The organism is Marinobacter sp. M3C, assembly GCF_023311895.1.
Lineage (GTDB): Bacteria > Pseudomonadota > Gammaproteobacteria > Pseudomonadales > Oleiphilaceae > Marinobacter.
Genome location: NZ_CP092284.1, coordinates 1,316,164 through 1,335,981, shown reverse-complemented (window position 1 = coordinate 1,335,981; position 19,818 = coordinate 1,316,164). Strand labels below are relative to the sequence as shown.

17 protein-coding genes are annotated in these 19,818 nt (G+C 56.0%); 4 read left to right on the top strand and 13 right to left on the bottom strand.

Annotation, left to right across the window (positions count from 1 at the left end; all coding sequences use genetic code 11):
- Positions 1-24: 24 nt before the first annotated feature.
- The 6 genes from MIH18_RS06050 to MIH18_RS06025 form a co-directional block, all read right to left on the bottom strand.
- Positions 25-402, bottom strand: a complete 378-nt coding sequence (locus MIH18_RS06050) for a RidA family protein (RefSeq protein WP_249014150.1) — start codon at positions 400-402, stop codon at positions 25-27.
- A 70-nt stretch (positions 403-472) separates the two neighbouring features.
- Positions 473-1,240, bottom strand: a complete 768-nt coding sequence (locus tag MIH18_RS06045) for an Ldh family oxidoreductase (RefSeq protein WP_249014149.1) — start codon at positions 1,238-1,240, stop codon at positions 473-475.
- A complete protein-coding gene (locus MIH18_RS06040) occupies positions 1,237-2,973 on the bottom strand; it encodes a hypothetical protein (protein ID WP_249008125.1) in 1,737 nt (578 codons plus the stop codon). Before MIH18_RS06040 ends, MIH18_RS06045 begins: the two co-directional genes overlap by 4 nt.
- The gene (locus tag MIH18_RS06035; protein ID WP_249008126.1) at positions 2,970-4,592 is read right to left on the bottom strand and encodes a BCCT family transporter; all 1,623 of its coding nucleotides are present in this window, start codon (positions 4,590-4,592) and stop codon (positions 2,970-2,972) included. Before MIH18_RS06035 ends, MIH18_RS06040 begins: the two co-directional genes overlap by 4 nt.
- Before the next feature lie 87 nt (positions 4,593-4,679).
- The gene (locus tag MIH18_RS06030; protein WP_249008127.1) at positions 4,680-5,657 is read right to left on the bottom strand and encodes a membrane dipeptidase; all 978 of its coding nucleotides are present in this window, start codon (positions 5,655-5,657) and stop codon (positions 4,680-4,682) included.
- A gap of 13 nt (positions 5,658-5,670) precedes the next feature.
- Positions 5,671-7,110: an aldehyde dehydrogenase family protein gene (locus tag MIH18_RS06025; RefSeq protein ID WP_249008128.1), complete on the bottom strand. Its 1,440-nt coding sequence runs from the start codon at positions 7,108-7,110 to the stop codon at positions 5,671-5,673.
- A gap of 112 nt (positions 7,111-7,222) precedes the next feature.
- Here MIH18_RS06025 and MIH18_RS06020 point away from each other — a divergent pair, with 112 nt between their 5' ends.
- A complete protein-coding gene (locus MIH18_RS06020; RefSeq protein WP_249008129.1) occupies positions 7,223-8,107 on the top strand; it encodes a LysR family transcriptional regulator in 885 nt (294 codons plus the stop codon).
- A 37-nt stretch (positions 8,108-8,144) separates the two neighbouring features.
- On the opposite strand, the gene MIH18_RS06015 is transcribed toward MIH18_RS06020, so the two are convergent.
- The 7 genes from MIH18_RS06015 to MIH18_RS05985 form a co-directional block, all read right to left on the bottom strand.
- Entirely contained in the window at positions 8,145-8,333 is a 189-nt protein-coding gene (locus MIH18_RS06015; protein ID WP_249008130.1) for a DUF2892 domain-containing protein, read from the bottom strand.
- A gap of 195 nt (positions 8,334-8,528) precedes the next feature.
- Positions 8,529-9,878: a hypothetical protein gene (locus tag MIH18_RS06010; protein WP_249008131.1), complete on the bottom strand. Its 1,350-nt coding sequence runs from the start codon at positions 9,876-9,878 to the stop codon at positions 8,529-8,531.
- Between the two features lie 102 nt (positions 9,879-9,980).
- On the bottom strand, positions 9,981-10,622 hold the full coding sequence (locus MIH18_RS06005) for a 3-oxoacid CoA-transferase subunit B (RefSeq protein WP_249014148.1): 642 nt from the start codon (positions 10,620-10,622) through the stop codon (positions 9,981-9,983).
- Entirely contained in the window at positions 10,609-11,292 is a 684-nt protein-coding gene (locus MIH18_RS06000) for a 3-oxoacid CoA-transferase subunit A (protein ID WP_249008133.1), read from the bottom strand. Before MIH18_RS06000 ends, MIH18_RS06005 begins: the two co-directional genes overlap by 14 nt.
- A gap of 27 nt (positions 11,293-11,319) precedes the next feature.
- Complete coding sequence (locus tag MIH18_RS05995) at positions 11,320-13,263, bottom strand: TRAP transporter permease (protein ID WP_249014147.1); 1,944 nt, start codon at positions 13,261-13,263, stop codon at positions 11,320-11,322.
- Between the two features lie 77 nt (positions 13,264-13,340).
- Positions 13,341-14,498: a TAXI family TRAP transporter solute-binding subunit gene (locus MIH18_RS05990; protein ID WP_249008135.1), complete on the bottom strand. Its 1,158-nt coding sequence runs from the start codon at positions 14,496-14,498 to the stop codon at positions 13,341-13,343.
- Positions 14,499-14,837: 339 nt separating this feature from the next.
- The gene (locus MIH18_RS05985; protein WP_249014146.1) at positions 14,838-15,689 is read right to left on the bottom strand and encodes a helix-turn-helix domain-containing protein; all 852 of its coding nucleotides are present in this window, start codon (positions 15,687-15,689) and stop codon (positions 14,838-14,840) included.
- A 420-nt stretch (positions 15,690-16,109) separates the two neighbouring features.
- On the opposite strand from MIH18_RS05985, the gene MIH18_RS05980 reads away from it, so the two are divergent.
- The 3 genes from MIH18_RS05980 to MIH18_RS05970 are packed head-to-tail and all read left to right on the top strand — an operon-like array spanning position 16,110 to position 19,800.
- Positions 16,110-16,718, top strand: a complete 609-nt coding sequence (locus MIH18_RS05980; protein ID WP_249008137.1) for a Crp/Fnr family transcriptional regulator — start codon at positions 16,110-16,112, stop codon at positions 16,716-16,718.
- A gap of 25 nt (positions 16,719-16,743) precedes the next feature.
- The gene (locus MIH18_RS05975; RefSeq protein WP_249014145.1) at positions 16,744-19,560 is read left to right on the top strand and encodes a YdbH domain-containing protein; all 2,817 of its coding nucleotides are present in this window, start codon (positions 16,744-16,746) and stop codon (positions 19,558-19,560) included.
- Positions 19,561-19,584: 24 nt separating this feature from the next.
- On the top strand, positions 19,585-19,800 hold the full coding sequence (locus tag MIH18_RS05970; protein ID WP_249014144.1) for a YnbE family lipoprotein: 216 nt from the start codon (positions 19,585-19,587) through the stop codon (positions 19,798-19,800).
- The last annotated feature ends 18 nt before the right edge of the window (positions 19,801-19,818 follow it).

Sequence of the window (19,818 nt, the reverse complement as noted above, 5' to 3'; positions counted from 1 at the left end):
AGGCGCGGGGCTTTAGAAGCCCGCCTATGGCACCACTGCATAAGCTACAATTTCCACCAGCATTTCTGCACGGGCGAAACCGGACACGATAATGGCCGCGCGGTTGGGAAACGGCTCGGCGACAAACGTAGCGTATTCGCGGTTTACGGCAGCAAGGTCATCGCGGTCGGTCACGTAGATAAGCACTTGCGTAAGGTTGGCAACGTCGGTGCCGGCGCTTTCCAGGGTGTGTTTCAGATTGGCTAGAGTCTGTTTGATCTGGGGCTCTATGCCGCCATCTACTACTTTGCCTTCGGCATCAATCGGGATTTGCGCGGTGAATAAAATGCCGTTGCCAACGGTGGCCCATGCCAGAGGTGATTTAGAGGCGGGCAAGTTAGTGTTCACGGGATATGGGTTCATTTTGGGCTCCTAAGCCGTGAATGTTAAATAGTTGAATGTTGACTAAGTGCGTATCGGTTAACGAATCAATTTAATCATTATCGCTGGTGCCGGCTCCGGCGCCCTGGCGTGAATCGTCTGATGATTCCACTAAAATTCTTGTCGCCAATTCTTTTAACCTGTTCCACATTTCAGGTTCTACCTCTATGCCTTCGGCGAGGGCATGTTCCTGCCAGTTGTGCATGCTGTGTTTGTCCTGATGCAGCAGATTGTTCAAGGTTTGATCGGCCTTGAAGTCAGGCATCAGGTTGACGTGGTTGACCATCACCAAGGTAATACCGTCATTGGGTTCTGTGTCGTCCGGTATGTCGTCCAGGCTGTACATACAAATTTCCGGCGCTTCTTCGCCGGCTTTGAAACTGACCAATATCTCCGTCAAAGGCTGGTGGGAGTCGCGCCAGAACGCGGTAACGCTCATGTTGCGCCGTGCCACCCGCGACAGATAGCCCACAATCAGCATGCGGTTGTGGCAGTGACGTATTTTTGTTACCGACAATCCGCGCGCGCGGCATTTGGCGTAACCCAGTTCGATGGCCAGGCTGGCGTTGTTCAGAGCCGTGCGGTTGTGGGCGTCAACCACGCACAGGTCGGCATCCTGGTAGATAATTTCTGGCGAATGTGACTGATCTTCTTCCAGTATGAACGCCAGGCTGCGCTTCAGGGATTGAATGCCGTTCAGGCCGTGGGCTTCCATCCACACCACCATGTCGGCGGCGTCGCTGGCGTCGCCATCGTCAAAACCGACGCCACTAAACGCCTTGCGCGACAAACCCTGCAATTCGTTAAAGGATACTTTCATTGGGCTCCTGCCTGCTTTCCGGGCTGCCGTTCTGGCTGTAAGGGAAAGCTCCAGTCGTCAAGCTGGTCCAGCGACAGCGCAGGGTTTGTCAGTTCAACGCCCAAGGGCGCGCCCTGGAACAAGGTGATGCGAACCCAGCGGTCGGATTTTGGATCAAACCGGCCTGCGCCAAAAAATGACAGTTTCGTGCGCAGCAGGTGCATGGGTTTCATATCGCGGTGCCATAAGTTAGCGCGAATTTCGCCGTAGGGCGTAGGTGCCATGGTCTGGATACGCCGCACAATTTCTTTCTGCTTCGGGTGTGCCATCAAAAACTCGACCACCATGGCATTGGGGTTATTCTGTACAAACTCCGCCAGCAGGGTATAGCAGCGGCTGATACGCGGGCCTATGGCCAGCGCAGTTTCTTTTTCGGCGCCAGATTCCTCGGCACGAATGCCCAGCCGTGGTTCTTCCTTTTCCGCCGAGCGGTACCAGAACCAGTAGTTGTCTTCTGCGCTTTCTTCGTTGTAGGTCAGCGCCCAATCAAAGCTCTGCTCGATCAGCTCTTTCAGTTTTCGCGCTTTCATATCGGGCTGCAAATCCATGGTTTCATGGCAGCCCAGTTCGTCGTCCAGGCTGTCTACCAGTTCCGGATACATCTCTATCAGTAGTGTGTTGATCAGTTCCTGTGCTTCAACCGAGCTGTGCTCGTCGGCCCAGTCGGTCAGTTCGCGATACAGCGCCGGGTGCGCAGGGGTGCGCTCCAGCCAATCGATCACTTCCTGTACCGACTGCACAATGTTCCGGTTGCGCAGAGTTTGGGCCTGGTCTTCGGTAACGGTTTGCTGCAAATAGCGGTGGGCGCGAAGCATCAGCGCCAGCAGCTTGTTGCGGCATTTGTCGCTGGCAGGCTGCAGGCGCGCGCAAGCCAGGGCGCGCTCGCGGCCGTAGATCCATTGCTGGATAAGCTGCGGGTGATTGATCAAAAACGGCGCCATACCCAGGCCGGTTGAGTTGCCAATGCCCAGATAGCGTTGCAGTTCCGGGGCGAGCTCGACGGCGGTATCTGGCGCTTGCACCCTTGCCAGGTGGTTCAGCTGTTCAATGGAGAACTGGCGTAGCACATACACAGCCAGCATTTGCGCAGAAAATGGCCGGTTGAAATCCGTGTTACGTTCCAACCGGGCAAAGTCGGCAATGCCGAATTTGCCATTGCCGTACACCGCGGTGGTGCGGTACAGATAGCCCACCGCCGTCAGCGCTGCTGGGTCGGGCTGTTCGCCGACGGCCAGCGCGGCCACAAAATGGCTGAAGTTGCGCAGGCTCTTGTTGGCCCGCGACAGCACCAGAACCCTGGAAGACAGGCGGCCAGCTTCCTGCAGTGGCACGTTGTCGGCCATGTGCTGCAGCAACTCCGCTTCCACATCGCCTTCAACGATCGCAAAGGTAACGTCCCAGGCTTCGGCAATTACCCGGTCAGAGCGCTGATCTGCGCGCAACTCGCGGCAGAAAATCACGCAGTGGTAAAGCCCCTGAGGCGTGGTGATGCGGTAAATAGCGGTGCCGTGGCCCTGGTCGTTCAGGTCAAATACGGTGTTGCTGACCTGCCAGCGCTCCTTGATCATCTTGCGCACCAGCGAGCGCGCAAAGCTCAGGCGGCTGGCGAACATACTGCCCAGCCGGTCTAGCTGCATGACCTGATTGGCGGGACGCAGGTTATCGGTGGTTGAAAGGGTATCGGCCCAGCTCATGATTTCACCTTTGAGTGTTCTTCCAGTGTTACCGAGCCTTTCGCCGAGGTTGCACCAGGCAGTTGCGGAATCAGATTCTGCTCGCGAGCCATAGTGTAGGCGGCTTTCGGGCCCAGCCAAAGTGATGGCAGCAGAACCAGCGACACAGGAATAGCGGTTATCACAATAAACTGTTGCAGCACGCTGATTTGGCCTGCGCCCATATACAGCAGAACGGCGGCCATACCGGCCATAGCCAAACCCCAGAATGCGCGCACAAAGGTGTTGGGTTCATCGTGGCCCGAGCTGACCACGGCGATGGCATAGCTCATGGAGTCGCCGGTGGTGGCCACGAATATGGTGGTCAAAATCAGAACGGCCAGAGCCATAAAGCTACCGCCGGGCAACGCCTGAGCTACGGTCAACGTGGCAATGTCAAAGCGGAAGTTGTTAAGGGCGTCGGCTAGGTCAATCACACCGGTCATCTGATAATAGATGCCCGAGCCGCCCAGCAATGTGAACCAAATGGTGGTGGCGATGGGGGCCATAACGGCCACCGCCATGATCATTTCGCGAATGCTGCGGCCGCGGGATATGCGCGCTACAAAAATCGCCATCAACGGGGCGTAGCCGATAAACCACGCAAAGAAGAACACAGTCCACCACTGCATCCACCAGGCCGGTGCGGTTTCGGCGGTCATGGTTGCCATTTCCATGAACGACGACATGTACTGGCCCATGCTCTGGAAGTAGGTGTTGGTCAGAAACAGGGTGGGGCCAAAGATAAAGATAATGGCGGCAACGGCCAGCGCCAGGAACACGTTCAGGCGGCTTAGAATCTGGATGCCGCGATGAATGCCGGTGACGGCAGAGGTTACGTAAATAGCCGCCAGTAGCGCCAGAATGGCCATTTGAGTGCCCAGACCGTCGCTCAGGCCAAACAGTTCACTCAGGCCAAAGCTCATTTGGGTGGCCAGAAAACCTATCGGGCCAACAGTGCCGGCAACCACTGCAATAACGCAACAGGCGTCGACCACGCTGCCCAGCCAGCCGCTCATAATCCGCTCGCCAAACACTGGGTATAGCAGCGTTCTGGGCTGTAGCGGCTTGCCTTTAACATAGTGAGCGTGGGCCAGAACAATGGCAGACAGGGTGCCCAGCACGGCCCAAGCCAGAAAGCCCCAGTGCATAAAGGATTGTGCCATGGCGTTGGAGACGGCGGCTGCCGTGCCTGGCTCGGAGGTAAATGCCGGAGGGGTCACCACAAAGTGATAAATGGGCTCGCCTGCGGCGAAGAACACGCCGCCACCGGCCAGCAGGGTACACATAATAATGGACAGCCAGCGGAAGGTGCTCATTTCCGGGCGGTCAAGATTGCCGATTTTGGCACGGCCGGCCGGGCTGCAAGCAACGCCGATGGCAATAAAGAAGGTGGCCAGCAACAGCATTTGGAAATACGTGCCGAAGATCTTGGCGGTCCAGGCAAATCCGCTGCCAATCAGATCTGCTACTGCTTTAAGGTCAAACAATGAAAACCCGACAAACAGCACAATAAAGCCAACGCTGAGCGTCAGCAATACCGGGTCGCCCAGCTGAGCAAGTGAGTAATCACCGCCTGCCTTGATTTTGTTATTTTTCATAATGCTTACCTTTTTTGTTGAGACACCCTGGTTTGTTGCTGGTCCAATGGTTGGTGTTGCGTTTGCCGGTTTTTTATTCAACAGCCTTCAAGACGCCGGCGTGGTGCCGTCTTCAAGTTGTTTAAGCCAATTCAGGCCCATGATTTTTTGCACGTCAATGTCGCTGAATCCTTTTTTTTGCAATCCATCAATAATGGCAGGAAAATCGCGATTGTCCTGAAACCATGTTAATGGCCGCGGCCAGCCGGCGTTGCCTTTGTTGCCTTCGCCAAAATCCATTTCCTTGGACCAGCGTCCGTTGCGCATCCAGTCCAGTACTGATTGCGGTTGGCCTTGGCACAAATCCGTGCCCAGCCCAATATGGTCGATGCCCATCAGTTCGGCGGTATCGGCCACCATGCCGCAGAAGCTTTCCAGTGTGCAGTCCGGCCCGTCTTTCAAGTGGAACGGATACACCGAAAAACCCAGCAGGCCGCCGCTGTCGGCGATAGCTTTCAGAACCTTGTCTGACTTATTACGTTTGGCCGCATGGAACGACGAGGGGTTGGCGTGGGAAATAATCACCGGCCGAGTCGACAATTCAATGGCGTCCAGCGTGGATTTTTCCGAGCTGTGGGACATGTCGATGATCATGCCGGTACGGTTCATTTCCGCGATGGCTTGGCGCCCAAAGCGGGTGATGCCGTTGTCTTCAGCCTCGTAGCAACCGGTCGCCAACAGGCTTTGGTTGTTGTACGTCAGCTGCATGATCATCAGGCCCATACGGCGCATGACCGCAATCATGTCGATGTCGTCTTCAATCGGCGAGCAGTTTTGCGCACCGAAGAAAACGCCGATGCGGTTGCTGGCGCGAGCACGTTCAATGTCTGCCGGCTCATAGACTGGCATGATTAAATCGGCGTGTTGTTCAAAACGCCGGTTCCACTCGCCAAACCGGGTCAGGGTTTCGCGTGTGTTCTCGTGGTATACCAAGGTGGCGTGCACGGCGGTAACACCGCCGGCGCGCATTTGCTCGAATATCTCACGGGACCAGTTGGAGTATTGCAGTCCGTCTATGGTCAGCATGACATGGCCCTCGTTATGCCCGCACGTAGCAGGTTTTTACCACGGTGTAGAACTCGCGCGCGTACTGGCCTTGTTCGCGGGGGCCAAAGCTGGAGTTCTTACGTCCACCAAAAGGCACGTGATAGTCGGTGCCCGCAGTGGGCAGGTTCACCATCACACAACCGGTTTCGGCACGGGCTTTGAAATCTGATGCCAGCTTCAGAGAGTTGGTGATAATGCCCGCGGTCAGGCCGTATTGGGTGTCGTTCAGAGTGTCCAGCGCGGCTTCATAATCCGCCACGCGGATAACGCAGGCGATAGGGCCGAACACTTCGTCGCGGTTAATAGCCATGTCGTTGGTGGTGTTGGTGAACAGCGCGGGCTCCATGTAATAGCCTTCGGTTGCCATGTCAACGCGGTTGCCGCCAAAGGCCAGGGTAGCGCCGTCGGCCTGGGCGCGTTCAATCCACGCCATGTTGGAATCTAGCTGGCGTTTGTCAGCAATGGGGCCAATCTGAACGCCTTCGTGCAGGGCGTGACCAACAGTGGCTTTTTCCAGGCGGGCGATCAACTTGCTGACAAACTCGTCGTGAACGGCATCGGTCACAATTAGGCGTGAAGAGGCGGTGCACTTTTGACCGCTGCCGGAATAAGAGCCGTTAAAGGCGGCTTCTACAGCCAGATCTACGTCGGCATCGTCAACCACGATCAATGCGTTTTTAGAACCCATTTCCAACTGGCACTTCACCAGATTGGCGACGGTGGCAGACGCTATGCGGCGACCTACTTCCAGGGAGCCGGTAAAGGTCAGGGCCTGAATCTGCGGGCTGTTGATCAGGGCTTCACCGGTTTCGCCGCCGGAACCCATCACCAGGTTAAACGTGCCTGCCGGAAATTCCTGGCGGCTGATGATTTCAGTCAGCGCCCAGGCGCTGGCGGGTACCAGGTTGGCGGGCTTAAAGACGACGGCGTTACCAAACGCCAGAGCCGGTGCAATTTTCCACACGGCGGTGGCCATGGGGAAGTTCCACGGGCTGATAATGCCCACCACGCCCAACGGCTCGCGGCGAACGTCAATTTCTACGCCCGGCCGCACGGAGTCTGCACGCTCGTCAATCTGCCGCAGCACTTCGGCGGCGTAGTAATGGAAAAACTGACCGGAGCGGTACACTTCGCCTTTGCCTTCAGCTAGGGGTTTACCTTCTTCCCGCGATAGTAATTCACCCAGTTCCTGCTGGCGCGCAATCAACTCGTCGCCAATGGCCATCAGGGCTTTGTAGCGCTGTTCCAACCCGCTTTTACTCCATTGCGCAAAACCCTTTCGGGCGGCGCTAATGGCCTGTTGGGTTTGTTCGGCGTTGGCTTGGTCGTACTCGCCGATCACATCGGTAAGGTCAGACGGGCTGGAGTTGGTGATGCGCTTGGCGCCGGTGACCCATTGGCCATTAATATAAAGTGGGTGGGACGTGCTCATGAAGTTCTCCTTTTGTCTTTGTACCTATACTACTGCCGGTGCCATAATAAGAATAATCAATAAATAACATTGTTTGATAAGAAATCTTTATCGAATTGCTGAGGAAACCGGTATGCCGCCCGAGCTTAAAATACAGCAGTTGCGCTACGTGATTGCGGTGGTGGAGGAGGGCAGTTTTCACGCTGCGTCACGGCGCTTGCACCGTACCCAGCCGGCGTTGTCGATGGCGGTGCGGGAGCTTGAGCAAAAGTTGGGGCAGAATTTGCTGGAACGGGGCAGCAAGGTGCGTCTGACGCCGTTTGGTGAATACTGCCTGCCAAGATTTCGCGATCTGGTGAACCAGCACGACCGCATGGCACGGGACGTGGCCGCTCACGCCGATGGCCGTGAGGGGCACATTCACATTGCTACGGTGCCGTCGGTGGCCAGCCGAATCATGCCGTCGTTTCTGGCGCGCTTTATTACCCGCTTTCCCGATGTGAATATTAGCCTGCACGACGAGAACGCCCATTATGTGTGCCAGATGGTGGCTAACGGCGAGGTGGACCTGGGAATTACCAGTCTGTGGCAAAACAGTGAAGAGCTGCACTATAGCCATTTGTTCGAGGACAAAATTGGCGTGGTGTGTCGCCGTGACCACGCCCTGGCCCAGGACACAACATTGGACTGGCAGCGCCTACGCGGCGAAAAGCTGATTGGTAATGGCACCTCGCGGTTGTTGATGAACACCGCGGCGGCCGAGTTGGTGGAGAACAGCGCCTTTTATATATCGAATATGATTTCTTTGCTGGCGATGCTTGAAGCCGGAGCCGGCGTGACCACCCTGCCGCGGCTGGCGTTCCCCGAGCAGAGCGCCAGCTTGTGTTTTATCCCGCTGCACAATCCGGACGTGGTGCGCCGCATTGGCGTGGTGAAATCCGCCAACCGCACCTTGGCGCCGGCAGCCCAGGCAATGGAAGCGTTTGTGCTGGAGCAGTTGCGAGTGGATGTGGTGTAGGAGGTAGGGGGCAGATTTGAAATCTGTCCCCATGTGTTTACTGCGTTTTGCAGGTTTTGATGCCGAGCAGTGAATAGGCCGGGCAGTTACCGATCAGCGCGGTGGCCAAGGGTACAACACCAATCCAGCCCCAAGGCGTTTGCGGGCCGACAAATACCAGTGCTAGTAGCACAATGCCGATGAGTGCGCGAATGATTCTATCTGCAGATCCCATATTAACGCTCATAGTCTGATCTCCTTGTGTTGGAGCAATACAATGCCGATGAGTGTACGAATGATTCGATCCGCAAATCTCATATCAACGGTCATTGTCTGATCTCCTTGTGTTGGAATAATGCGACCCTATGAACTTTAGACCTGCCGTCTTTGTGAGTCAGTGATAATGTCACAGTAAAAAGACCGGTTAAGCGCTACCGTCGGATCAACCTCCAGTCTTCATCAGGGTAATGGCGGCAGCCAGCGCGCCAGTAAACAAAAGGCAGCATATCGACAACGCCATGTTCCAGCGCAAAGAGGCTACTTGGGCACTGTAACCGGTCAATCGCTCCAGCAGCAGCGAGTTGGCCGAGTACGGCGTACCCGCAGTAGTAAGGCCCCAGCCAGAGACCATGGCGATACCCAACCCAAGAACCGCGCTCACGGGCCAGATGGGCCCGAGCACACCGCCAGTCAGGGTGCCGATAACAATCGGGTTAAACCCAATCATACCACCCAGAAAAAACACCGACGGAACCACGAATGCGACGACGGGGTAGGCCCAGCCCGGCAGGTTGAACCCTGCACCCAGCCATTGAATAGCAAAGGTGCTGATCAGTACTCCGAGAAAGGCTGAGCCTCCAACTATCACCAGTTCATTGCTCATCGGTGCCATCGACGGCAGGGTAATTTTGCTGCCCTGTAAGCGCCGATGCGCCAGTCCGATCACTACCGCACCGAGGCAACTCAGCGTCACCGCTCGCGAATAGCTGAGGTTAAAGTAGCCACTGAAGGCGAATGTGGCCCCGCAAATCGCCCCAATAACGGCGGCAAATCTCAGCCAGGGCATCATGCGGGCCAGTCTTGTGCCCGGCTCTGGTGCTTCGACAGGCTGGTATTCTGCTGATTCGGGTTCAAGAAACAGGGCCCCTATTAGCAGATAACCCACGGCCAGTGGCAGGCTGATCGCAATAATCTGCAAGCTGTGCAGGGCTGGTACAAAGGTCACGGTGAGGACAATGGAGATCGATAGCGGTGAGAAAATCGGCGATGCGCCAAAACCGCGCAGTACACCGCGCGAAGCATTGCGAGTGATGGCAGAGTCGCCTTGCTGGTCTTTTTCACTCTGGATCATGGTGGCGACCACGCCGACCGAGCCGAAATTCAGCGGCATCGACAGAAAGGCGGTGCCGAAGGTTACGCTGTAGTAGCGGGCCAGCGGCGAGCCCGCAAACAGGCTCTTGGAAATCAGCCCAAGGTCAGCCGATTTACCCAGCATGGAAGACAGCAGCATCACCGTTATGATGAGCGCCGTCAGGCGGGTCATGCTGGTGGCGGCGCCTATCAACGCACTCGGCTCAATCGTGATCGCAATGATCGTCATCACCGTGAGCAGACCGAACAGCAACCGCGCTACCAATCGAAGGTCCCGCCAGCCCAGGATAATGGCGCTGATGATCGCGATCGCACCCAAAACCCCGAGTCCCGGCAAAAATGACAGCACTCCAGCACCCAAAGCCAGGTAGGTAAGCGCGGAACGCAGGGTCAGCAGGGATGCGGCGGTGTCCCGGCTCATGAGCTCAAACGGGGCATGACATCTGTCCATCCGGCAGTGCAGCAGTGACCAAGAGGTATCTCCCTACTAGTGGTGTTATTTCTCTATAACGGTGCTAACTTTCTATAACGGCGGTAGCAACGTCGCTGCGGTCAATGCCTGAACCTCAGCCAGGGTATTGTCACCATACAATTCCCGCACCCGCAAACCCTCGTCGGTGACATCAATAACCGCGAGATCGGTGTAGATGCGCTTGACCACGCCTGCTCCGGTCAGTGGGTACTCACACTGTTCCAGAATCTTGGGCTCGTCGGTCTTTGTGGTGTGGCGCATCAGCACGAACAACTGTTTTGCACCCACCGCCAGATCCATGGCGCCGCCAACAGCGGGTGGAAACTTGTCGTCGTTGGTGGCCCAATTGGCGAGATCGCCGGTCGCCGAAACCTGAAACGCACCCAGTACCGCAATGTCCAGATGGCCGCCGCGCATCATCGCGAAGGATTCGGCGTTGTCGAAGTAGCAGCCGCCCTTGAGCAGGGTCACATACTGCTTGCCGGCATTGATCAGATCCGGATCAATTTTATCAGGCTCTGGAGCCGGCCCCACGCCGAGAATACCATTTTCACTTTGATAAATAACCTGTTTATCATCAGATACATAGTTGGAAACCGAGGTTGGCATGCCAATGCCAAGATTCACATAGGCGCCATCCGGAATGTCTTGGGCCACCCGACTCGCCATCTCATTCGTACTAAGCCGCAGCATGTTGCTGTACCTCCTGAACCACTACGCGATCAACAAATATGCCCGGCGTCACCACGTGTTCTGGGTCAAGCTCACCGACCTCAACCACGGCGTTAACTTCCGCAATAGTGATTCGGGCGGCCGTCGCCATTATGGGATTGAAGTTACGACCGGCGGTGTTGTAGATCAAATTGCCCCAAGCATCTCCCCGGTGCGCCTTGATCAGTGCCACATCGGCAGGCATGGCGGTTTCCAGCACATAGCCCTTGCCATTGATCACCTTTGTTTCTTTACCGTCGGCGAGCCGGGTGCCATAACCGGTGGGTGTATAAACCCCGCCCAAGCCAGCACCGGCGGCGCGGATGCGCTCCGCGAGGGTGCCCTGTGGTACCAGCTCCAGCTCAATTTCACCCTTTTCGTAAAGGCGCTCAAACCAGATCGAGCCAGACGAGCGTGGGAACGAACACACCATCTTACGCACCAAGCGGTCACGCAATAACGACGCAATGCCTTCTTCAGCGGTGCCGGCATTGTTGGAGATAATGGTCAGCTCACGGGCACCGTGCAGGCGAAGTGCTTCGATCAGCTGCATTGGAATACCGGAATTGCCGAAGCCGCCGATCATCACAACACTGCCGTCTTCGATATCGGCAACCGCGGCCCGAAGGGATTCACAGATTTTGTTAATCACGTTTGTTCACCATTGCATTGGTTGCGGTTAACTGGGTTTGAGGGATACAGGCTGCCGCACCCATCGGTGCCACGCGTAGATTAGGCCGGTCAAACTAAAGCCAATAACATCCGTCACGATGTCGGGGTAGATCAGCACGACACCGGAGATCATGACCAGTATTCGCAGGGGCCAGGCCAGAACTCCTACCCGGTAAAGGTACCCCTCCATAGCAGAGGCCATCAGCCAGATCGCGGTTACGGCCGTCACCACAGAGGTCAGAATATTACCCAAGGGGCCTTGAAGAATCAGCGACGGGTTAAGCACGAATAAGAACGGCAGGATGAACAGAATGCCCCCAAGCCGCATGGCGTACAGCCCGGTTTTGCTGGCGTTAGCACCGGCAACGCCGGCAGCGGTAATCGCCGCCAGGGCTACCGGCGGAGTGATGTACGACATCATGCCCCAATATAGAATGAACAGATGGCTCGCCAGCGGATTTAGACCGGCATTGACCAGCGCGGGCGCCAGCAGGATGGAGAGGAAGATATAGCATGCACTGACGGTCATCCCCATGCCCAGCACAAAACTGGTCACTGCACCGGCCGCCAGCATCAACGGAATACTGCCATCGGCGTAGAGCAGCAACTCGCGGGAGAAAGCACCGGCCACTCCCGTGTAAGACAAGCCGCCTACCACCAGGCCAATACCGGCCAGAATAGCCACCAGGTTTGAAACACTGGTGGTCAGATCCAGGATAAATGCCAGCGCGCGCTTGCGATTGAGTCGGTGCCGGCGCTTGAACATTGAGATGCCTAACAGCACTACCGTGGCGTAGTAAGGCGCATAGGCCTCCAACCGCATGAACAGCAACATGTAGATGAGCATGACCAGGCTGAACAGGTACGGCCAACCGTCTTTTAGGGTCTCTTTCATGCTAGGTATGTCTGCTTCGGGCATGCCTTTGAGGCCCCGCTTGGCGGCGTAGATATCAACCTGGAAAATCAGCGCCAGATAGAACAGCAGCGCCGGTAGGAAAGCGGCAATGATGATCTCCGAGTAAGGCACCCCCAGAAACGACGCCATGATAAAAGCGACCGCTCCCATAATCGGCGGCATCAGCGTGCCACCGGTAGAGGCGCAAGCCTCGATCGCAGCCGCGTAATGGGCGGGGTAGCCAGTCTTCTTCATGGTGGGAATGGTGATCGGGCCGGTGGTCAGGATGTTAGAGATTACGCTCCCTGACAGGCTGCCAAGAATGCCACTGGATAACACGGACACTTTGGCCGGGCCGCCGCGACTGCGACCCATGAGGGCGGTGGAAAAGCGCATGAAAAACTCGCCCCCGCCGGTAATAGTCAGCGCAGCACCAAACACCACAAAACCGATAACCAGTTGTGCCACCACCTGCATCGGTATACCAATAATGCTCTCGACACCCATAACGTGCGCACGAATGGTTTCGGCCAGGCCATATTCATTGCCCCACAGAAAACCGGGCATGGAGCCGGCGTAAAGTGGGTAGGTGCCGAATAGCAACGCCACCGCAAGCAGCGGCCAGCCACCACAACGACGAACACCTTCCAGCACCAGTACCAGCAATACCGCAGAAGCGGCAGTCGCCTCGATTGGCGCCATATAATCCCAGCCCAGCTGGATCATGATCAAACCGTGGTAGCCCAAGTAACCACAAGAACCCAGAGCCGCCAGCGCCAGTGGCCAGTCGTACCAGGGCACCCGATGACGAGCTCCCGACCAGGCCGGAAAACACAGGAAGGCAGCTGCAAGAAAAACACCGATCAGATAATAGAGATAGGCGTTGCCCAGCGGCTGGAAACCCAGAATTTTCAGGTTAAACGTTTGGTTAATCGCCATCAGCAAACCCAGTGCACCCAGACCCATAGCGCACCAGTAGGCAACGCCCTGGAGACGGCTAGAAGGAGATTCAGGCGTATTGGCAGGTTCGGCGGGGACGTCCGATAAGGCTTTCATATAGAGGACACTCTGGGAAAAGGGGCCAGACCGGAAGCCTGCGGAGCACTCCCGGTTGGCGCTTGCTCAGTTAAAAATCACAGGGAACTCAACGTGTCCATACGATGCTTTTCCCAGATAACCGCGAACTCTTCGTCGCTTTTGCCTTCCGCTTCGGCCAAGGCCTTCGGCCAAGCATCCCGCAGTGCGTTCAAGCGTTCGGTACGCTGATCGTTCCAGGCCTGGTGCTCCTCGGTCCAGATACCTTTTTCTTTCAGGTAACGGATGGCGCCGGCGTGGAAAGGTACATCGATAGCCGGGGTGCCAGCTTCGGACAGGCGCCAGCGGGGCATAACCGCAGTGGCGTCCTTATACATGTCGTAGGTCTCATCCAGTGCCTTGATGAAGGTATAGACAAGCTCAGGATCCGTGTCCGCACGAACGGTCAGCACCGGGTAACGGTAAGCCAGGATATCCACCGGGTTTTCTTCGCTGATGCCCGCACCAATTGTCTCCGTGTAGGGCTGGAAGAACGGTGCTACTGCTTTCAGGCGCGCCCAGCCTTCCTTGTCTTCAGCTGGCACTTCCAGCCAACGAATACCACGGGGCGATTCGGCCAGTTCGTAGACATGACTCGGCGTGGTGGTGGTGCAGGAAGCATCCGCTTCATTGCGGGCCAGTGCGCTCATGGTGTTGCCGTAAGTGGGAAACATGATGGCTTCCACGTCGTCCCGGGTCAGACCGGCAAAGGCCAGGAATGCATCGCACTTGACGTTGATCGACGGGTTGCCTGCAACGTAGGCAAAGCGCTTACCTTTCAAGTCTTTCAGGGTTTTAATATTGGCATCGGCGGCGGTGAAAATACCGAACGACGACGGTCGACCAGCAACAGCACGAAGATCCTGAGGGCCCCAACGGCGGGTGGAGAAGTCGTGGATACCTTCAGCCGCGAAAAACGTTTCGGTGGCCAGGAAGCTGAAGTCGGCACGTTCGCTGATCAATGGCTGCAGGCGACCAATGGCAGAACCTGATGGTTGAATGCGTATACGGGTGCCGTATTTCTTACCAAACGCATCGGCGATGGCGGAGGCTTCGGCATAACCTGCCGATCCAACGTCATATGACGACCAGGTCATGGTGTCAGGCAGCGCGGTTTCGGCGCTGACCGCGGTCGCGCCGAGGGTCATCATGGTGGTGAACACAGTCGCGGCGGTTGCGGTTAGCAACGGGCGGCGCAGAGCAAGGGAATGAATCATTGAGGGTTCCTTACATTATTGTTTTATGGCCGTGAACTCTTTCTGCCAGCCCGACATTGGATGCAACGCCACAGCGAAAAAACGGTGAGGCAGGCAGTGCAGAGCAGAAAATAGACTGTAGCACTAACTCTAGTCAATAATTTTCTTAAATTGATGAATTAATTTATCGCATATTGAGAAAATTTATTGTAAAAAATAAGTAAAATTACGCACAATTATTTAAGTAATTCTATTTTATTCATAGAAAACAATATTTTAAATTATACAGCAGTATAATAGTTGGTAAAATCAAAAACTACGAAACGGATTTTAAGTTTGCACAGCGGAATATAGGGCTTACTAAAACGAATGGTGGGAACTGTTCCCAACACCGCTTCCTTTCAAAGTTCGATGATCCGCCGTCTGCGAGATCCACTGACGAATCTCATCTCGAATGACGTCGATAACGAGTTGCCGGCGCTCGGCGTGCATACGAGACACCACGGACGCAACACTGATAGCGACACGATGCTCGCTATCCGGAACTCTGAAAGCCACCCCAAGCGCCGCGACTTCCGGCACGATACGTCCGCTGTTGAACGCAAAGCCCAATCGGCGGCACTCGCTCAAGCCTTGCCCTACCTCGGCTGAGTTAATACCGGAGTAGCGCTCATAGCGTTCCTGGTTCTTTATCACCATCTGGTTACCTTCTTTCAGAGGCAAAGCGGCCAGCAACGCCATTGCGCCCGCACCTACGCCAAGAGGTCTGCGCGAGCCTGCCACGAGGGTATTGGCACTGATGGGATACGTGCCTTCGACCAGGTCGATGCACACGGAATCGCGGTTGGCGTGTATGGAAAGGTAGGTGGATTCTTCGGTGCGCCGCGCAATACTGGCCAGCAAGGGTCGCAGGTGGTGACGTAACTTTAGGTCCGGTGCCACCGCTTGTGCGGACTCGGCAATTTGCAACAGCTCAAAGCCGACATGATAGGTTTTGGCGTAAGGGTCAAAAGTGAGTAACCCTTCATGGGCTAGCGCCGTCAGCAGGCGATGTGCTGTGGCCGTGTTCATTCCCACTTCCCGGGCAATGCGGGACAAGGTGCCTCCGGTCGGGAAGATTTTCGCCACTGTGCGCAAAAGCAGGGAGGCTTTCGCCAAGGTTGTGCTGGAAGTGAAGGGTCGGGCTTTCGTTTGATTGTTGTCGTTGGTCATGGTCAATCGGGCTAGTAGAGTGATTGGTTTTAGTGGACGGATATTCGCCCACAACCCACTTTTACCACATGTTGACAAGATTATCTCAGCTAACGAGATAGCGTCGGAATAACTGGGGAATTTGACATAAACAGGCGAAAAAACTAAAGCAGGGGTAGGAAAAGAAGACAAAGTGGTTAAAAACGACGACATTAAACCTTGAGTGATTTCCGCAGACAGCACCTAATCGCCTTCAGCGCGGCGTCTTTTTAGGTGATCCGGGTGAAGCATTGCTTGTCCGATGCGGGTTATTGTAAGGAAGATGGTTTTCAGGCGCGGAAAAGGCCATGTTCGGCAATACAGATCGATGCGCAAAACGCTTCTACCGAGCTGTCTTTTAGGCCCGCATTACGAGGGACGCCCAAAACCCAGGACGGATTTATGTCGCAACACAGTATTCTGCATACTTTAGCGCCCCCGCTACGGCAGCAGTTTGTAGAGCAGACCCAAGTGATGACATTTCCGGCTGGCCAGGTTCTGTTCAATCCCGGCGAGCGCTGCCATGGCTTGCCACTGGTGCTCAGTGGCGTGGTGAAAGTGCAGATGACCGGCGCTTCCGGCAACAGCATTGTACTTTACCGCATGGGCGCGAACGATATCTGCACCCTGTCTATTGGCTGTCTAATGACCGGATTTGGCTACCGTGCAGAAGCCAGTGTAGAAGACGAAGCCGAGGTGATTATGGTGTCGCGGGCGTTGTTTGACTGTTTAATGGAGCAGTCTGACGGTTTTCGCCAGGGTATTATGGAATCTTACGGTCGCCGCCTGGACGACCTGATGCTCTTGGTCGAAGAGGTGGCTTTTCGCCGTATGGACGAACGCCTGAACGAGTGGCTGCAAGCGCGGGCTGAACGCAGCCCGCTGTTGATAACCCATCAGGATCTGGCCATTGAACTGGGCACCGCGCGGGAGGTAGTCAGCCGCCTGTTAAAAGAGCTCGAGCGTAAAAAGCGGGTGCGCCTGGCGCGGGGCCGCATTGACATACTGTGATGGACAAACGAGGGAAGGGCTCCGCATGAACGCTGGGCGCAAACACAAAACCCGTTCGCGGGCGATTATTCTGCTATTGATTGTGTTGCTGGCTTTGTTGGCAGGTGCTTTTTGGGTGAAGCACCGCTGGGAAGCGATGCTGGCACAGAACAACATTGAGCATGTTCAGTGGCAGGGTACCCGGTTGGGCTTGCACAGCGTGTCGGTCGCCGAACTGAAGGCTATTCAGCTGGGTCCTGAACGCCGTCTTACAATAGACGCTCGCGATATTACTCTGGGCTGGCACTGGGGAGACGGCCGTAAGTGGCAGTGGCAAAACTGGTTGCCGCATTTGAATACTGTGACCGCGCAGCAACTGGAGCTCGAGATTATGGCCATCGAGCCTGAGTCAACGGTTGATGCCCCTTCTGCCAAACCCGCTTTTTCCGTATTTGAACAAATGCCGCCGCAGCTACCTCTTCAACGAACCCCGTGGCTGCCCTCGCGCGTTCATGTTCAGCAGTTTCAGGCCATTCTTCCTTGTGCCAGCGGCCGCTGCCCTTTACAGGGTGCCTTGGATATTCAGCAAAGCGCGCAAGAAACAGGCAATGGTTTACCGATAAACGCGAGTTTGTCGCTAGAGCACCAAGGGCATCGGGTTGAATTTGTTGCCACGCTCGCTTCTATTATTAACAAGCCCGCTTCGACGGAAGGAAGTGCGTTGAGTGGCGGGGATAATGCTGCGCCCGGTGAGCAGGGATTGCAGATGTCCGCAACCGTCGATATCGACAATAAGCGCAATCTGATCCTGGAAACCCGTTACCGCCCGCTTGGGTCGAACACAGAAGTGCACTGGCAAGGGTCCCTCGCCGTGCCGGAACTGCCCAACGCGGAGTGGCTGATTGCCTGGGTTCAGAGCTGGACTCCATTGCCCCAGGAGGCGAGTTTTGCCAAGCCAGAGCAGGGCTCGGTGAACGTCCGTTGGGATTTGCAGGGGCCACGACAGCGCTTTTTCGCGAAGGCGACAGGCACGGTCAATGCCGAAGCCCGGGTGCCGCAGCCCTGGCCGGTGCCGGGCCTGGGCAGTATAAAGGGTGATTTGGCTCTGGCGTTGGCGCTTAACCAAGGCAACTGGCAACCACAAACCCTAAGCGCAGACCTGGCACTAACGCAGCCAGCGCATTGGGCCGCGACATTGCCTGTGCAGTTGCGTCCGCAACAGCTAGAGCTGTCTGTACGCCCGGCCTCTGCTTTACCTGGAACGGCATCTGCGCTGCCTGGTGCAAACAAAACGGGTGCGAACAAAAACGCAACGAATGCGACCCTTCCTTTGCAGGTCGCTCTGCGCAGCCACGGCGCGGCCGACATTAACGTTGATGCCCACTTGGCGATTTCTACTTCGGCACCCTGGCAGGTGCAGCTGGCCCAAACCCGGCTTACAGCAGACTTGGCCCGGTTGGATGTTGGCCAGTGGCGTATTGATAAGCCCGAACTGGATCTGTTGATGAGCGGTGAACTGACATCGACAGAGGCGAATCTGACCTTCGCCCAATCGTCCCGGGTTTCCGCCGCTCAGATTAAATCCTTGGGCGGCGATGATGCCGAGGCGCTGGAGCTACAAAATCCGCAATTGGCACTGGCCGGCAACAACCTGACGGCAGGCTTCAAAACGGCCCCGATGACGTTGGAGAAACTGACCTTCAGCGGGCCGTTGAACATAAGCGCCAAGCAGATAAAATATCCTCAGTTGCTGACGCAACGCTGGCAATTTAACGGCAAAACGACAGCCGATATGAACGGTCTTCAATTGTCGGGAATAGCCAAAGCGAACAGCGGTGCCTCCGCCAATATCAATCTTAAAGTTCCTTATGGCAACGCGGCCGCACAGGCCATTGTTGTCAACGCGCAAATGCGGGTGAGTGGTAAACGGGAAATTGACGGCCTGGGGCGGGTGCTTGTGGCTTGGCCGGAGCTGCTTGACGCCAGCGGCGGCACTATAAGTGCCAACGTGAACGCACAGCTGCTGCCCGGCCAACCGTTGGTTGTCGATGGCAAACTGGTGTTTCTGGACGTCGGTGGTACCTGGGATCGCACCGCATGGCGCAACATGAACGGCACCGTTGAAGCCACGTTGAAGTCTGACCAATTTCAGGTGTCGACATCGCAGCTGACCTTGGACGAGGTCAATCCCGGCATTCCATTAGGGCCTATCGTCCTGGCCGGGGATTACCGTGCGCCAGCACGACGGCCAATGGCGGGGCAGCTGACCTTAACCCAGGCCAACGCAGGCGCCTTGGGTGGGGCGTTGAACATCGCGTCGGGCAGTTGGGATATTTCCTCAGCTCCGTTCACCGTGCCGCTGGAATTGGACCGCTTAAATCTGGCGCAGTTGTTACGGGTGTACCCGGCAGAAGGCCTGGCCGGCACCGGGATACTCAGCGGTACCATTCCGCTGCTGATATACCCAGCCACGGGTGTGCGGGTGAAACGTGGCCGCTTGGGTGCGCTGGAGCCAGGTGGCCAGCTGCAATTGAGTGCGGAACGGCTGCGCGCCCTGGGGCAAAAAAACGAAACCATGGAATTAGTGTCAAAAGCCTTGGAAAACTTTCGTTATTCGGCTCTCAGCAGCGATATTGATTACGACGAAAACGGCACTTTGATGCTGGGGCTGCATTTGCAAGGCAACAGCCCGGAGGTGGGTGATGGTCGTGCTGTGGTGTTGAATATTAATCTTGAAGAAAATATTCCCGCCCTGCTGACCAGTTTGCAACTTAGCGGCCGGGTAACAGATGCGGTGGCCGAGCGGGTGAAAAAACTGCTTAAAAAGCGCGAGCGCGAACCCGCAGAAGATCTGATAAAGTAATTGGTAATACAGGAGCATATTATTATGACGTACGTTGGTTTGAATGTTTTTCGTCCGCTAACGGCGCTGCTTGCGGGCTTGTTGCTGGCCACCGTGGTGTCTGGTTGCACACCCACGGTGCGGGTGCAGGCACCTGAAGAGCCGATTACGGTCAACCTGAACGTGAAAATTCAGCACGAAATATACGTGAAGGTCGATAAGGATGTGGACGAGCTGTTCAGTGAAAAAGGCCTGTTCTGAGTTCGCAATCCTGTTACA